The 14,060-nt window shown below is 71.3% G+C and carries 17 protein-coding genes; 13 read left to right on the top strand and 4 right to left on the bottom strand.

Annotation, left to right across the window (positions count from 1 at the left end):
- Positions 1-46 precede the first annotated feature (46 nt).
- The 8 genes from ald (at position 47) to ACY34M_RS33870 (ending at position 7,986) form a co-directional block, all read left to right on the top strand.
- Positions 47-1,162 carry an alanine dehydrogenase gene (gene ald / locus ACY34M_RS33835; RefSeq protein ID WP_462723565.1) on the top strand — a complete coding sequence of 372 codons (1,116 nt, stop codon included), beginning with the start codon at positions 47-49 and terminating at the stop codon, positions 1,160-1,162.
- Between the two features lie 343 nt (positions 1,163-1,505).
- Positions 1,506-2,687 (top strand): ParA family protein, encoded by a 1,182-nt coding sequence (locus ACY34M_RS33840; RefSeq protein WP_462723566.1) that lies wholly within the window; start codon positions 1,506-1,508, stop codon positions 2,685-2,687.
- Positions 2,672-3,265 carry a hypothetical protein gene (locus tag ACY34M_RS33845; protein WP_462723567.1) on the top strand — a complete coding sequence of 198 codons (594 nt, stop codon included), beginning with the start codon at positions 2,672-2,674 and terminating at the stop codon, positions 3,263-3,265. The genes ACY34M_RS33840 and ACY34M_RS33845 overlap by 16 nt, the downstream gene beginning before the upstream one ends.
- A gap of 18 nt (positions 3,266-3,283) precedes the next feature.
- Entirely contained in the window at positions 3,284-4,336 is a 1,053-nt protein-coding gene (locus ACY34M_RS33850) for a segregation and condensation protein A (protein ID WP_462723568.1), read from the top strand.
- Positions 4,333-4,977, top strand: coding sequence for an SMC-Scp complex subunit ScpB (gene scpB / locus ACY34M_RS33855; protein WP_462723569.1), 645 nt, complete (start codon positions 4,333-4,335; stop codon positions 4,975-4,977). Before ACY34M_RS33850 ends, scpB begins: the two co-directional genes overlap by 4 nt.
- Positions 4,977-6,104, top strand: coding sequence for a pseudouridine synthase (locus tag ACY34M_RS33860; protein WP_462723570.1), 1,128 nt, complete (start codon positions 4,977-4,979; stop codon positions 6,102-6,104). The genes scpB and ACY34M_RS33860 overlap by 1 nt, the downstream gene beginning before the upstream one ends.
- A 107-nt stretch (positions 6,105-6,211) precedes the next feature.
- The gene (locus ACY34M_RS33865) at positions 6,212-6,958 is read left to right on the top strand and encodes an NUDIX hydrolase (RefSeq protein WP_462723571.1); all 747 of its coding nucleotides are present in this window, start codon (positions 6,212-6,214) and stop codon (positions 6,956-6,958) included.
- Positions 6,955-7,986 (top strand): ADP-ribosylglycohydrolase family protein, encoded by a 1,032-nt coding sequence (locus ACY34M_RS33870; RefSeq protein ID WP_462723572.1) that lies wholly within the window; start codon positions 6,955-6,957, stop codon positions 7,984-7,986. The genes ACY34M_RS33865 and ACY34M_RS33870 overlap by 4 nt, the downstream gene beginning before the upstream one ends.
- Here the strand turns inward: ACY34M_RS33870 and ACY34M_RS33875 are convergent.
- From ACY34M_RS33875 to ACY34M_RS33890, 4 genes are read right to left on the bottom strand one after another with little or no spacing between them, the layout of a single operon-like run.
- Positions 7,976-8,665: a nucleotidyltransferase domain-containing protein gene (locus ACY34M_RS33875; protein ID WP_462723573.1), complete on the bottom strand. Its 690-nt coding sequence runs from the start codon at positions 8,663-8,665 to the stop codon at positions 7,976-7,978. The two genes, ACY34M_RS33870 and ACY34M_RS33875, sit on opposite strands and share 11 nt — an antisense overlap.
- Positions 8,666-8,687: 22 nt before the next feature.
- On the bottom strand, positions 8,688-9,146 hold the full coding sequence (locus ACY34M_RS33880; RefSeq protein ID WP_462723574.1) for a Rieske (2Fe-2S) protein: 459 nt from the start codon (positions 9,144-9,146) through the stop codon (positions 8,688-8,690).
- Entirely contained in the window at positions 9,143-9,721 is a 579-nt protein-coding gene (locus ACY34M_RS33885) for a DUF6529 family protein (protein WP_462723575.1), read from the bottom strand. Before ACY34M_RS33885 ends, ACY34M_RS33880 begins: the two co-directional genes overlap by 4 nt.
- A gap of 31 nt (positions 9,722-9,752) precedes the next feature.
- On the bottom strand, positions 9,753-10,424 hold the full coding sequence (locus tag ACY34M_RS33890) for a hypothetical protein (protein WP_462723576.1): 672 nt from the start codon (positions 10,422-10,424) through the stop codon (positions 9,753-9,755).
- Positions 10,425-10,557: 133 nt separating this feature from the next.
- Here ACY34M_RS33890 and ACY34M_RS33895 point away from each other — a divergent pair, with 133 nt between their 5' ends.
- From ACY34M_RS33895 to ACY34M_RS33915, 5 genes are all read left to right on the top strand, one after another.
- Positions 10,558-11,013, top strand: coding sequence for a YidB family protein (locus ACY34M_RS33895; RefSeq protein ID WP_462723577.1), 456 nt, complete (start codon positions 10,558-10,560; stop codon positions 11,011-11,013).
- A 136-nt stretch (positions 11,014-11,149) separates the two neighbouring features.
- Complete coding sequence (gene aroH / locus ACY34M_RS33900; RefSeq protein WP_399240359.1) at positions 11,150-11,512, top strand: chorismate mutase; 363 nt, start codon at positions 11,150-11,152, stop codon at positions 11,510-11,512.
- Positions 11,509-12,594: a prephenate dehydrogenase gene (locus tag ACY34M_RS33905; RefSeq protein WP_462723578.1), complete on the top strand. Its 1,086-nt coding sequence runs from the start codon at positions 11,509-11,511 to the stop codon at positions 12,592-12,594. Before aroH ends, ACY34M_RS33905 begins: the two co-directional genes overlap by 4 nt.
- 113 nt (positions 12,595-12,707) lie before the next feature.
- Positions 12,708-13,400: a (d)CMP kinase gene (gene cmk / locus ACY34M_RS33910; RefSeq protein ID WP_462723579.1), complete on the top strand. Its 693-nt coding sequence runs from the start codon at positions 12,708-12,710 to the stop codon at positions 13,398-13,400.
- The gene (locus ACY34M_RS33915; protein ID WP_462723580.1) at positions 13,397-14,044 is read left to right on the top strand and encodes a lysophospholipid acyltransferase family protein; all 648 of its coding nucleotides are present in this window, start codon (positions 13,397-13,399) and stop codon (positions 14,042-14,044) included. The genes cmk and ACY34M_RS33915 overlap by 4 nt, the downstream gene beginning before the upstream one ends.
- Positions 14,045-14,060 lie beyond the last annotated feature (16 nt).

Genomic DNA, 14,060 nt, shown 5'->3' on the forward strand with positions numbered 1-14,060 from the left:
TAGTGCATTGCCCGTTTAATCCCAGAGCCAAGGACCGTGATCGACGATGAAGGTCGGCATCCCCCGCGAGGTCAAGAACAACGAGTTCCGGGTGGCCATCACCCCGGCCGGCGTCCATGAGCTGGTGCGCCACGGCCACCAGGTCTTCGTCGAGCAGAATGCCGGCGTGGGCTCCTCGATCACGGACGCCGAGTACGTCTCGGCCGGTGCGCAGATCCTCGGCACCGCCGACGAGGTCTGGGCCACCGCGGATCTCCTGCTGAAGGTCAAGGAGCCGATCGCGGAGGAGTACCACCGCCTCCGCAAGGACCAGACGCTCTTCACCTACCTGCACCTGGCCGCGTCCAAGGAGTGCACGGACGCCCTCCTGGAGTCGGGCACGACCGCGATCGCGTACGAGACGGTCGAGGCCGCGAACCGCCAGCTGCCGCTGCTCGCCCCGATGTCCGAGGTCGCGGGCCGCCTCGCCCCGCAGGTCGGCGCCTACCACCTGCTGGCCGCCAACGGCGGCCGCGGTGTGCTCCCCGGTGGCGTCCCCGGCGTGCACGCGGGCAAGGCCGTCGTCATCGGCGGTGGCGTCTCCGGCTGGAACGCCGCGACGATCGCCATCGGCATGGGCTTCCACGTGACCCTGCTCGACAAGGACATCAACAAGCTCAAGGAAGCCGACAAGATCTTCGGTACGAAGATCCAGACCGTCGTCTCCAACGCCTTCGAGCTGGAGAAGGCCTGCCTCGAGGCCGACCTCGTCGTCGGTGCCGTCCTGATCCCCGGCGCCAAGGCGCCGAAGCTGGTCACCAACGAGCTCGTGTCCCGTATGAAGCCGGGAAGTGTCCTTGTCGACATCGCGATCGACCAGGGCGGCTGCTTCGAGGACTCGCACGCCACCACGCACGCCGAGCCGACCTTCAAGGTGCACAATTCGGTCTTCTACTGCGTCGCCAACATGCCCGGCGCCGTGCCCAACACCTCGACGTACGCGCTGACCAACGCGACGATGCCGTACATCGTCGAGCTGGCCAACCGCGGCTGGGCCGAGGCCCTGCGCCGCGACCCCGCCCTCGCCCTGGGCCTCAACACCCATGACGGCAAGGTCGTTTACAAGGAGGTCGCCGAGGCGCACGGCCTCGAGCACGTCGAGCTGGAGAGCCTCCTCGGCTGACCTGTCTCCAAGGCGACGTCAACAAAAGTCGTCAATCTCACGCCTACGGCCGGACCTTGCGAGGGGTCCGGCCGTACGTGTACGGGGATCGGTACGGGTCCGGACATGGTCAACTCGCCTTGAACGTAACCCTTTAACCGATTCGCGCAGCGACGAAATGCACCGAAGAGCCGTCGTACGCCCTTGACATGAGGGTGTTTCGTTACCGACACATCGTGCCGGGTCCGGCGGATTGTGTTGCTGCGGAGCGGTGACACGCCATAGAGTCGCCAACCGTCGGCATGGTGCCACGCTGACCTATCGATAAATGTTCCTGGTCACATCCAAGGAGGTAAGACGACTTGTGAATGAGTCGACATTTACTCCCGGAGGTGGCCAGCCAGGCGGACAGGTTCCCGCGGGGCTTCAGGCTGTCGGCCCCGTCGCTGTGCGTACCTTCGCTGCCCAGCAGAGCAGTTGTCAGGGCATCCCCCAGCAGACGCCGACGCAGACAGCAGACCAGAGCATGGATGGCCATCACGTGAACGCCATGGCCGGCGACCGAAGTGGTGACACACACAGCCACTTCGCCGACTACGACGAACTGTCCCCCGACGGACACTTCTACGACCCCGACGCCGAATACGAGCCGGACCCCGAGTACGCGGCCACGCTCGCCCCTGACGCTGCCCGGCAGCGCCGCGAGCGCGTCGGCCCCACCGGGCGTCCGCTGCCGTACTTCCCGATTCCAGGACCGCTGACGGACCACGGCCCCGCGAAGATCATCGCGATGTGCAACCAGAAGGGCGGCGTCGGCAAGACCACGTCGACCATCAACCTGGGTGCCGCGCTCGCCGAGTACGGCCGCCGGGTCCTGCTCGTCGACTTCGACCCGCAGGGCGCGCTCTCCGTGGGCCTGGGTGTGAACCCGATGGAACTCGACCTCACGGTCTACAACCTGCTCATGGAGCGGGGCATGGCCGCCGACGAGGTCCTGCTGAAGACCGCGGTTCCGAACATGGACCTGCTCCCCAGCAACATCGACCTGTCGGCTGCCGAGGTGCAGTTGGTGAGCGAGGTGGCGCGCGAGTCCACGCTGCAGCGGGCCCTGAAGCCGCTGATGGCCGACTACGACTACATCGTGATCGACTGTCAGCCCTCGCTCGGCCTGCTGACCGTGAACGCCCTGACGGCCGCTCACAAGGTCATCGTCCCGCTGGAGTGCGAGTTCTTCGCGCTGCGCGGTGTGGCCCTGCTGACCGAGACGATCGAGAAGGTCCAGGAGCGGCTCAACCCGGACCTGGAGCTCGACGGCATCCTCGCCACGATGTACGACTCGCGGACCGTGCACAGCCGAGAGGTGCTCGCGCGCGTGGTCGAGGCGTTCGACAACAACGTCTACCACACGGTGATCGGCCGGACCGTTCGCTTCCCGGAGACCACGGTCGCCGGTGAACCGATCACCACGTACGCCTCGAACTCGGTCGGTGCCGCGGCCTATCGCCAGCTTGCCAGGGAGGTGCTCGCCCGGTGTCACGCCGAGTGAGTCTGCCGGGGGCCGACGAACTGTTCCGTACGACCGGGGGCATGGGACTGCAGGCGTCGTCGCCGAGACGGTCGGCGAACGGCGAGGCGCGGGTTCCCCCGCCTGCCGGGGAGAGCGACGAGGCGGCCGCCGCCTCCGACGGTGACGCGGAGCCGGCTCCGGCGTCCTCCGGTTCCGGCGAACACTCCGCCGCCGAGGCCGAGTCGGAGGCCGGTTCGCGCAGTCGCGGCGGTGCCACCGAGGCCGCCGAGAAGGCCGCGGAGAAGACCGCGCGGCGCAGCTCCGGCGGGGCGCAGGAAGGTTCCGGTGGGCGCAGTTCCACCGCGGCGGCGCGGAAGCGGTCGCGGGCGGCCAACCGGCGGCCCAGCGGGCGCGAGCGGCACGACGAGAAGATCACCGTGTACGTGTCCGCCGAGGAGCTGATGGACCTCGAGCACGCGCGGCTCGTGCTGCGCGGGGAGCACGGGCTCGCCGTGGACCGGGGGCGCATCGTGCGCGAGGCGGTCGCGGTCGTCCTCGCCGATCTCGAGTCCCGTGGGGACGCGAGCATTCTTGTACGTCGGCTGCGTGGGCGGTAGCGGTAGCCTCCGGCAGTGATGCCCGTGAACGAATCCTCTGAGCCGTCTTCGCACGGTCGTCGGCGTGCGCTGGGCCGTGGTGCGCTCTCCACGCCCGAGCCCGAGCCCGAGCAGGATCCGGCGCCGGAGCCCGAGCCGTCGGAACCCGAGCCGTCGGAACCCGAGCCCTCGGAACCCGAGGAGACGGAGCCGGAGGCCGAGGCTGCGGAGCCCGAGGTCGCGGAGCCCGAGACCGAGCCCGAGGTCGACGACGGGAAGTTCAAGGTCCGGCTCGACAATTTCGAGGGGCCGTTCGATCTTCTGTTGCAGCTCATCTCGAAGCACAAGCTCGACGTCACCGAGGTCGCGCTCTCCAAGGTCACCGATGAGTTCATGGCCCACATCCGGGCCATGGGGCCCGACTGGGACCTGGACCAGACGACCGAGTTCCTGGTCGTCGCCGCCACGCTGCTCGATCTGAAGGCCGCCCGCCTGCTGCCCGCCGCCGAGGTGGAGGACGAGGCGGACCTGGCGCTCCTGGAGGCGCGCGACCTGCTGTTCGCGCGGCTGCTGCAGTACCGCGCGTACAAACACATCGCCGACATCTTCAGCGGCCGGATGGAGGACGAGGCGCGGCGCTACCCGCGCACCGTCGGACTCGAACCGCACCACGCCGACCTGCTGCCCGAGGTCGTCATCAACATCGGCGCCGAGGGCTTCGCCAGGCTCGCCGTGAAGGCGATGCAGCCCAAGCCCAAGCCGCAGGTGTACGTCGAGCACATCCACGCCCCGCTGGTGAGCGTGCAGGAGCAGGCGCAGCTGGTCGTCGCCCGGCTCAAGGAGGCCGGCGAGGTCCGGTTCCGGGAGCTGGTGGCCGACACCGACGACACCCTCACCGTCGTCGCCCGGTTCCTCGCACTGCTCGAGCTGTACCGCGAGAAGGCCGTCGGCCTTGACCAGGAGACCCCGCTGGGGGAGCTGGTCGTGCGCTGGACCGGGGGAGAGGCGGAGGCCGAGCCCGTGGTGACGGACGAGTTCGACAGGGCGCCCGAGGTGCCGGACGTGCCCGAGGAAAAGGAGGCCGCCACATGAGCGAGCAGGACCCCGGTGGCGTGGCGGAGCTGGAGCTCAGGCCCGCCCTCGAAGCCGTACTCATGGTGGTCGACGAGCCCGCCACCGAGGAACACCTGGCCAAGATCCTGCAGCGGCCCCGGCGGGCCGTGAGCGACGCGCTGCGGGAGCTGGCCGACGAGTACCGCGTACAGGGGCGCGGCTTCGAGCTGCGGCTCGTGGCGGGCGGCTGGCGGTTCTACACCCGTCCCGAGTACGCCGCCGCCGTCGAGGGCTTCGTCCTGGACGGGCAGGTGGCGAGGCTCACCCAGGCGGCCCTGGAGACCCTCGCCGTCGTCGCGTACCGCCAGCCGGTCAGCCGTTCCCGGGTCTCCGCGGTGCGCGGAGTGAACTGCGACGGGGTCATGAGGACCCTGTTGCAGCGGGGGCTGGTGGAGGAGGCGGGCGCGGAACCCGAAACAGGTGCGATCCTGTACAGGACGACGAACTACTTTCTGGAGCGGACGGGCCTGCGCGGCCTGGACGAGCTGCCGGAGCTCGCGCCCTTCCTCCCCGAGGCGGACGCGATCGAGGGCGATACGCAGGAGGGTGTTCCGTCGTTCGACCCGGATGCACCCGATGCGCCGGGTGTCGCAGCAGTACACGACCAGACGGAACTTTGATGCGAAGCAGTAGCGGCAGGAACAGCAGCGGAAACAACGGCGGGAGCCGTGGTGGCAACAGCGGCGGCCGCGGCGGGAAGAGCGGCGGCCGCGGTAACTACCGCGGCGCAGGCAACAACCGCGACGACAAGCAGCAGGGCAGCGCCCGCCCGAAGCGGCCGCGTCCCGAGGAGCGGCTCTACGACGTAGGGCCGAACGCCTCGAAGGAGGGTCCGAAGTCGGGCCGCGGCGCCTCCGCGCGCGGCGGCGCCAAGGGCGGTCCCAAGCGCGGTCAGGGCTCCGGCCGCGACCGCACGGCTCCCTCGCGTTCGCGTGAGTACGAGACGCGGTCCGAGGAGCGCAACCGCGAGCGGTACGCGGGCAAGAAGGACGTCAAGCTCCCCAAGACGTTCCCCGGTGCCGAGCAGGAGGGCGAGCGGCTGCAGAAGGTGCTCGCCCGTGCCGGTTACGGTTCGCGGCGCGCCTGCGAGGAGCTCGTCGACGAGGCCCGTGTCGAGGTCAACGGCGAGATCGTGCTCGAGCAGGGGCTGCGCGTCGACACGGAGAAGGACGAGATCAAGGTCGACGGGCTGACCGTGGCCACGCAGTCGTACCAGTTCTTCTCGCTGAACAAGCCGGTCGGTGTCGTCTCCACGATGGAGGACAACGAGGGGCGGCAGTGCCTGGGCGACTACGTGCAGAACCGTGAGACGCGGCTCTTCCACGTGGGGCGGCTCGACACGGAGACCGAGGGCGTCATCCTGCTCACCAACCACGGTGAGCTGGCCCACCGCCTCACGCACCCCAAGTACGGCGTGAAGAAGGTCTACCTCGCGCACCTCGTCGGCCCGATCCCGCGCGACCTGGGCAAGCGGCTCAAGGACGGCATCGAGCTGGAGGACGGGTACGCGCGCGCGGACCACTTCCGCGTCGTCGAGCAGACCGGCAAGAACTACCTCGTCGAGGTCACCCTGCACGAGGGCCGCAAGCACATCGTGCGGCGGATGCTGGCCGAGGCAGGCTTCCCGGTCGACAAGCTGGTGCGGGTCGCCTTCGGCCCGATCACGCTGGGCGACCAGAAGTCGGGCTGGCTGCGCCGCCTGTCGAACACCGAGGTCGGCATGCTGATGAAGGAGGTCGACCTGTAGGTCGTACCTCCTCGGACCTTGTGTCCCGGGTCTTGCTGTCCCGGGTCTTGTGTGCGGCGCCCCCTCCTTTTAAGGTCGATTGGACCAATAAGGGAGGGGGTCTTCGCATGTCCGACAACAGCCCCGTGGCGGGCTACGACAAGTACGCCTACGAACCCTTCGCCGTCACCGTCGACCTCGCCGTGTTCACCCTCCGCTCCGGGCGACTGCACATCCTGCTCGTCGAGCGGGGGCACGAGCCGTACGCGGGACGGTGGGCGCTGCCCGGCGGCTTCCTGGAGCCGCACGAGGCCGCCGAGACCGCCGCACGGCGCGAGCTGGCCGAGGAGACCGGGCTCACCGACGTCGCCGGTCTGCACCTGGAGCAGCTGCGGACGTACAGCGAACCGGGGCGCGACCCCAGGATGCGGGTGGTGTCCGTCGCCTTCGCCGCGCTGGTGCCCGACGCCCCGCAGGCCCACGGCGGCGGGGACGCGGCACGGGCCGCCTGGCTCCCGTACGGGACGCAGGGCCCGCTCGCCTTCGACCACGACCGGATCCTCGCCGACGCCCACGACCGTATCGGCGGGAAGCTGGAGTACACCTGCCTGGCCACCGGGTTCTGCCCGCCCGAGTTCACGCTCGGCGAGCTGCGCCAGGTCTACGAAGTGGTGTGGGGGACCGAGCTCGACCCGGCGAACTTCCGCCGCAAGGTGCTCGCGACGCCCGGCTTCGTCGAGCGGATCCCCGGCGCCTCCCGGCTCACCGGCGGGCGCGGCAAACCCGCGGCGCTGTACCGGGCGGGCGGCGCCACCTCACTGCACCCTCCGCTGCTGCGCCCCGCGCACGAGCCCTCGGAAGGAACCCGCCGATGACGCCGCCCCACAGCCCCGCCACCGGATCCCTGCTCGGCCTCGCCCTCGGGGACGCGCTCGGCTTCCCGACCGAGTTCAACGACGTACCGGCGATCCTCGCCAAGTGCGGGCCCTGGCGCGAGATGGAGCTGCCGGGCCACCCCGTCGCCTACATCACCGACGACACGCAGATGGCGCTCGCCGTGGCGCGGGCGCTGCGCACCGCGACGGAGCGCGGGCCGCTCGGTCCCGAACCGTTCGAGGGGCCGCTGCGCGCGGAGTTCGTCGACTGGTACCGCTCGCCCGACAACAACCGGGCGCCCGGCAACACCTGCCTGCGCGCGTGCGGCCTGCTGGAGACCGGGAGCCGGTCCTGGCAGGAGGCCAGCCAGCTCCACTCCAAGGGCTGCGGCGCCAACATGCGCGTCACTCCCCTCGGCCTCGCCCCCGGCCTCTCCGACGAACAGCGCGCGGGCGCCGCCCAGCTCCAGGCGGGCCTCACCCACGGCCACCCCACGGGCCTCGCCGCCGCCGACCTCACCGCGCACGCCGTGCACCTCCTCGCCACGGGCGCCGAACCGACGGGCCTGGTCGGCAGGTTGCGTTCGTACGCCTACGAGAACCGGGAGACCTACCACGCGCGCTGGCTCGGCGACCTGTGGACGCGGGGCGACGATCCGACCCCCGAGGCGTTCGTCGCGCGCGGCTGGGACGAGTGCCTCGCCGTACTCGAACGCCTGGACAGCGCCGTGCGCGAGGCCAACCCGGAGCTCGACCCCTGCCTCGCCACGGGCGCGGGCTGGATCGCCGAGGAGGCCCTCGCCACCGCCCTGCTGTGCTTCCTGCAGTTCGTCGACGACCCCGTGCTCGCCCTGCGCCGCGCGGCCTGCACCTCGGGGGACTCGGACTCGATCGCGGCGCTCGCCGGGGCGTTCGCGGGCGCCCGGCTCGGCGCCGAGGCGTGGCCGAAGGACTGGGTGGAGCGGATCGAGCACCGCGAGGAGCTGCTGCGGTTCGGGGCGGAGTGGGACCCGCCGGTCACGGGCTGAGCGCGGCGGAGGCACGCCGCGTGCGGACCAGGAAGTCCTCCACGCGGGCGCGGTCCGGCTCCGGCGGCAGCGGGGTGCGGGCCGCCGCCTCGTCCGCCGCGGCCGCGAGGCGGGTCATCCGGCGGTCCACCTCCGCCCAGGACACCTCGCCGCGCTTCACCGCGAGCAGCGCCTCGCGCTCCTCGCCCACGTCGATCGTCAGGCGCCCCGTGCGCAGCAGGTCCCGGCAGGAGACCAGGAGGCGCAGCAGGTGCATGGCGTGCTTCCAGCGCGGGGCGCCGTGGATGCGGACGTCCGCCTCGAGCTTCCTGCGCTGCCCGACGGCGTAGCGGATGAACGTCTCGTACGCCTGGCGCGAGAGGAACGCGTCGCGCAGCGAGAGCAGTTCGCGGCCCGTGTCCGTGACGTGCTCGACGAGCGGGGAGTGCAGGCACTCCAGGACGTTCGGGTTGGCGCGCAGCGCCAGCGCGCTGAAGCGCTCCAGCTCCCACGAGAACTGTTCATCGGCCGGGCCCTCGACGTGCGTCGGCGGCTTCTCGAAGCGCCAGAACAGCGGCGTCGGGGCCAGGTACACGCCACGGCGGTCCGTGTCGCTCGCGTCCGTGGCCAGGCCGAAGGCGCGCGAGCCCATGACACAGGAGTAGACGGTGTGGTCGCGCACCAGGTGCTCGTGGTTCATGCCTGGAGCGTAGGCCGCCGCCTCACGCCAGCGTGATCGAATTTCCGGTGACCTTGATCTGCCGCGTGTCGAGGGGGCGTGCCGCGGGGCCGTGCGCCACCGAGGCGTCGGCGATCCTGAACTTCGATCCGTGGCACGGGCAGTTGATGGTGCCGCCCGACACGTCCTTGACCGTGCAGCCCTGGTGCGTGCAGATCGCGGAGAACGCCTTGAAGTCGCCCCGGGCCGGCTGGGTCACCACGACCTTCTCGGCGGGGAAGACCTTGCCGCCGCCGACCGGGATGTCGGAGGTCTTCGTCAGCACGTCGGCGGCGGGCGGCTTCCCGCCGCCTCCGCCCTTCGACGCGGAGGCCGGGGGCGAGGACTCCGGCTCGGAGGTGCCCTCGCCTCCTCCGCTCTCGTCCCCGTACTTGCTGCAGCCCGCCGCAAGGGCCGCGGCGCCGACGACCAGCACGCTCCTGCGGGACGCGGTGCGCCTCATGTCGTCACTCCCACCGTCCGGAAGAACCACAGTGCCGACGTCAACCACAGCAGCGTCAGAACCGCGAAGACAAGACCGCCGACCACCGGAAGCAGCCAGCCCGGCAGCCGCTCCGCGCGCAGCAGCAGCATCTTGGCGCTGAACGCGCCGAAGAAGAAGCAGCCGAGGAACGAATGCCACAGCACGCGGGTCGAGTACGTCTGGTAGCCGAGCGCGTAGAGGCAGTGCACCGCCACCGGGACCGCGAGCAGGAACGCGATCCGGCCCGACCAGCGGTGCAGCGCGGGCGCCCACGACGGGCCGCGCAGCTTCCCGTACACCATGAACGCCGAGACGACCTGGACGAGCGCGAAGGCGAAGGCCGCCGTCGCCAGCCAGGACTTCACCGCCCCCGTGCTGGAGAAGCCGGCGAGGTTGAACGCCGTGCCCGTCGGATCGTGCACCCTGCCGTACGCGCCGAGCGCCACGGCCACCACCGCCGCGACGAGCGCGGGGACCAGATAGCGGGCCGCGGACGGGCGGCGGTGGTCGGGGCTCGGGAAGCTCTGGGTGGCGGCGTTCGGGTCGACGGTCATGGGACCCCTCTCTGAACCCTCTGCGTGGTGCTCAGGGGACGACCGGGCGGGCCGTCAGGCTGTCGCCGTCGACCGTGACCTCGCCCGTCGCCGGATCGATGCGGGGCGCGGCGGACGGCTCGTCGTCCCGGCGCACGATGCCGACCTGGCTCCCGTCGGGCAGCACGATCCAGCCGCCGTCGATCTTCGCGCCGCGCACCTCGGTGGTCGCCCGGTACAGGCCGGACGGCTTGACGGCCTTCTTCGCCGAGAAGCCGTAGGGGTGCTCGGCGACGGTCGTGGTGCCGCGGATCCGGTCGCCGACGAGCCTGCCGTCCAGCTTCGCGCCGTGCTTGCCGGTCAGCTTCATGGAGCCGTCGTCCTCGACGTTCCCCTTCATCCACGACTCCTTGGAGCGGCCGTCGCAGAAGTAGGCGATCGCCTTGTCGCCGCGTACGGAGACGGAGATCGCGGACGTGTCGTCGTCCGTGCGGCCCGCGTAGTTCGTCTTGGGGCGGGCGGCCCGCGAAGCGCTCGGCGACGCACTCGCCTTCGTGGGCGGGGTGGCGGCGGACGGCGAGGCGGAGGGCGCGGGCGAGGCCGTCGCCGCCGGGGCCTTTCCGTACGACGAAGTGCCCTCGCCGGTCGTCGCGTTGAGCGACAGCACGAACAGGCCGAGGGCCAGCCCTGCGAACAAGGTGTACAGCGGGCCCGAGCGCTTCATGACCGGGCCTCCCCCCGAGGCGGCAGCGGTACCGCATCCATGCAAGCAGCTCCGGCCGGGTGGCGACAGGGGGCGGTTCGGGCGACATTGAGGTGGTCCGGGTTTACCGAAATGCACGGAAAGGCGCGTGGTCATGGCCGGTAACGATCTGGGCGGTCTGCTCGGCGGTCTCCTCGGCGGAGGCGGCGGCCAGGGCGGATCGTCCGGCGGCGGCAACATCCTCGGCTCGCTGCTCGGCGGCCTCCTCGGAGGCGGTGCGGGCGGAGCGGGCGGCGCGAGCGCCGGAGGCGGGTCCAATCCGCTCGGCGGGCTCCTCGACATGCTCACGAAGTCCGGCCTCGTCGACCGGGACCAGCTCACGTCGTGGGTCGGCCCGGGCGACAACCAGCCGATCAGCGCCGACCAGGTCAAACAGGCTCTGCCCGACGACGCCCTCGACAGGGCCGCGGCCGAGGCAGGCGTCAGCCGCGACGAGGCGGCCGCGCAGGTGGCCCGGGACCTGCCGCAGGTCGTCGACCGGCTCACCCCCGAAGGCCAGGTGCCGGCGTCCGGCTCCCTGGAGGACCTGATCAAGCAGCAGAAGCTCTGACCCGGCGGCGCACGGGTGCGTGCGGCGGCGCCCGTCTCGGCAGACGGGCGCCCCACACCCGTGTCACCCGCCTTGACTACGCTGGGCCACCTATACCAATGACGGGCACGGGGAAAACCAGCAAAGGGGCAGTGACGTGGCGGTACGAGCGGTCCGGGGCGCCGTCCAACTCGATCGGGACGAGGCCGGGCACATGGACGAGCAGGTCAGTGAGCTGCTCACCGCCGTCCTCGAGCGGAACGAGCTGACCGCCGACGACCTGATCTCCATCTGGTTCACGGCCACGCCCGATCTGCACTCCGACTTCCCGGCCGCCGCCGCCCGCAAGCTCGGCATCGTCGACGTGCCCCTGATCTGCGCGCAGGAACTCGACATCGCGGGCGCCCTGCCGCGCGTCGTCCGGATCCTCGCGCACATCGAGACCGAGCGGACCAAGGCCGAGGTCGCGCACGTCTACCTCGGTGCCGCGGCCACTCTCCGCAAGGACATCGCCCAGTGAGAACCGCACTCGTCATCGGCACCGGCCTGATCGGCACCTCCGCAGCCCTGGCCCTGGCCTCCCGCGGCGTCACCGTGCACCTCGCCGACCACGACCCGGGGCAGGCCCGCACCGCCGCCGCGCTCGGCGCGGGGACCGACGAGGCGCCCGAGGGCTCCGTCGACCTGTGCATCGTCGCGGTGCCGCCCGCGCACGTCGCCGCGCAGCTCGCCGACGCCATGCGCCGAGGCGTCGCCCGCGCCTACATCGACGTCGCCAGCGTCAAGGGCGGACCGCGCCGCGAGCTGGAGGAGCTGGGCCTCGACCTCGCCCCGTACATCGGCACGCACCCGATGTCGGGCCGTGAGCGCAGCGGCCCGCTCGCGGCCAGCGCCGACCTCTTCGAGGGGCGGCCGTGGGTGCTGACCCCGACCCGGGACACGGACACCGAGGTCCTGAACCTCGCCCTCGAACTGGTCGCCCTGTGCCGGGCCGTCCCCGTCGTGATGGACGCCGACTCCCACGACCGGGCCGTCGCGCTCGTCTCGCACATGCCGCACCTGGTCTCCAGCATGGTCGCGGCCCGCCTGGAGCACGCCGAGGAGGCCGCCGTACGACTGTGCGGACAGGGCATCCGCGACGTGACGCGGATCGCGGCCTCCGACCCGCGGATGTGGATCGACATCCTCTCCGCGAACCCGGGACCCGTCGCCGACCTGCTCTCCGCCGTCGCGGGCGACCTGGAGGAGACGGTGCAGGCGCTGCGCTCCCTGCAGTCCTCCGACGACGCCAAGCGGCGCGAGGGCGCGGACGGCGTCGAGACCATGCTCCGGCGTGGCAACGCGGGCCAGACCCGGGTGCCCGGCAAGCACGGCGCGGCCCCGGCGGCGTACGAGGCCGTGGCCGTCCTCATCTCCGACGAGCCCGGCGAGCTGGCCCGGATCTTCGCGGACGCGGGCGCCGCGGGGGTCAACATCGAGGACGTGCGCATCGAGCACGCGACCGGGCAGCAGGCCGGCTTCATCCAGCTCATGGTGCAGCCCGCCGCGGCGCCCAAGCTGGCCGCCGCGCTGCGCGAGCGGGGCTGGGCGATGCGCCAGTAACGAGGCCCGTGGAGGCACGTAAGAAGGGGTCTTCCGGAGCCAGTAACCTTGTACGGGGCGCTTCCGCGCCTCGTACCCATGCCCCCGTGCACTGAGAAAGGTGTCCGTCACCTATGGAAACCGCCGCGACCGCCGCCGCAGCAGTGATCGTCGCCATCGACGGACCCTCCGGCACGGGCAAGTCGAGCACCTCGAAGGCCGTCGCCGCCCAGCTCGGCCTCAGCTACCTGGACACCGGAGCCCAGTACCGGGCGATCACCTGGTGGATGGTGAACAACGGCATCGACCTCGACGACCCGTCCGCGATCGCCGCTGTCGCCGGCAAGGCCGACATCGTCTCCGGCACCGACCCGTCGGCGCCCACCATCACGGTGGACGGCACGGACGTCGCGGGACCGATCCGTACGCCCGAGGTCACCTCCAAGGTCAGCGCCGTCAGCGCCGTCCCCGAGGTGCGCGCCCGGATCACCGAGCTGCAGCGCTCCATCGCCCTCGGTGCCGAGAAGGGCATCGTCGTCGAGGGCCGTGACATCGGTACGACCGTGCTGCCCGACGCCGACCTGAAGATCTTCCTCACCGCCTCGCCCGAGGCCCGCGCCGCCCGCCGCTCCGGAGAGCTCAAGGGCTCCGACGTGAAGGCCACGCAGGAGGCCCTCGTCGCCCGCGACAAGGCCGACTCGAGCCGCAAGGCGTCGCCGCTGGCCAAGGCCGGCGACGCCGTCGAGGTCGACACCAGCGACCTCACGCTGCAGCAGGTCATCGAGTGCGTCGTCACCCTGGTCGAGGAGAAGCGGGACTCGAAGTGACGGACGCGCCTTCCGAGCGGGGCGCCGAAGTAGGTCGGCGCATCGGTGTCGGCCTCATGTACGGGCTGTGGAAGCCGCGGGTCCTGGGGTCCTGGCGGGTCCCGGCGACCGGACCGGTGATCCTCGCCGTGAACCACTCCCACAACATCGACGGCCCCATGGTCATGGGCGTCGCCCCGCGGCCGACGCACTTCCTGATCAAGCAGGAGGCGTTCGTCGGCCCGCTCGGCCCCTTCCTCGACGGGATCGGGCAGGTGAAGGTCGACCGCACGAGCGCGGACCGTACGGCCATCACGCGGGCGCTCGGCGTCCTCTCCGGCGGCGGCGTGCTCGGCATCTTCCCCGAGGGCACGCGCGGCGAGGGCGACTTCGCCTCGCTGCGGGCCGGACTCTCGTACTTCGCGGTGCGCAGCGGGGCGCCGATCGTCCCGGTCGCCGTGCTGGGAAGCACGGAGCGCCCTGGACGGTTGATAAAGAAGCTGCCCCCGTTCAGGAGCCGGGTCGACGTCGTCTTCGGCGACCCCTTCGAGGCGGGCGACGGCAGCGGGCAGCGCACGCGCAAGGCCCTCGACGAGGCCACCGTGCGCATCCAGGACCGGCTCACCAGCCACCTGGAAAACGCCAGGCGCCTGACCGGGCGCTGAGCGAGACTTTCAGTAG

It is taken from the genome of Streptomyces sp. EDA2-14, from assembly GCF_054963755.1.

Excerpts from the sequence above, each read along its gene's own strand:
- ACY34M_RS33865 (WP_462723571.1), top strand. The coding sequence starts at position 6,212 with ATGTCCGACAACAGCCCCGTGGCGGGCTACGACAAGTACGCCTACGAA.
- ACY34M_RS33860 (WP_462723570.1), top strand. The coding sequence starts at position 4,977 with ATGCGAAGCAGTAGCGGCAGGAACAGCAGCGGAAACAACGGCGGGAGC.
- ACY34M_RS33880 (WP_462723574.1), bottom strand. The coding sequence starts at position 9,146 with ATGAGGCGCACCGCGTCCCGCAGGAGCGTGCTGGTCGTCGGCGCCGCG.
- ACY34M_RS33870 (WP_462723572.1), top strand. The coding sequence starts at position 6,955 with ATGACGCCGCCCCACAGCCCCGCCACCGGATCCCTGCTCGGCCTCGCC.
- ACY34M_RS33875 (WP_462723573.1), bottom strand. The coding sequence starts at position 8,665 with ATGAACCACGAGCACCTGGTGCGCGACCACACCGTCTACTCCTGTGTC.
- ACY34M_RS33850 (WP_462723568.1), top strand. The coding sequence starts at position 3,284 with ATGCCCGTGAACGAATCCTCTGAGCCGTCTTCGCACGGTCGTCGGCGT.
- ACY34M_RS33885 (WP_462723575.1), bottom strand. The coding sequence starts at position 9,721 with ATGACCGTCGACCCGAACGCCGCCACCCAGAGCTTCCCGAGCCCCGAC.
- ald (WP_462723565.1), top strand. The coding sequence starts at position 47 with ATGAAGGTCGGCATCCCCCGCGAGGTCAAGAACAACGAGTTCCGGGTG.
- scpB (WP_462723569.1), top strand. The coding sequence starts at position 4,333 with ATGAGCGAGCAGGACCCCGGTGGCGTGGCGGAGCTGGAGCTCAGGCCC.
- ACY34M_RS33895 (WP_462723577.1), top strand. The coding sequence starts at position 10,558 with ATGGCCGGTAACGATCTGGGCGGTCTGCTCGGCGGTCTCCTCGGCGGA.
- ACY34M_RS33890 (WP_462723576.1), bottom strand. The coding sequence starts at position 10,424 with ATGAAGCGCTCGGGCCCGCTGTACACCTTGTTCGCAGGGCTGGCCCTC.
- cmk (WP_462723579.1), top strand. The coding sequence starts at position 12,708 with ATGGAAACCGCCGCGACCGCCGCCGCAGCAGTGATCGTCGCCATCGAC.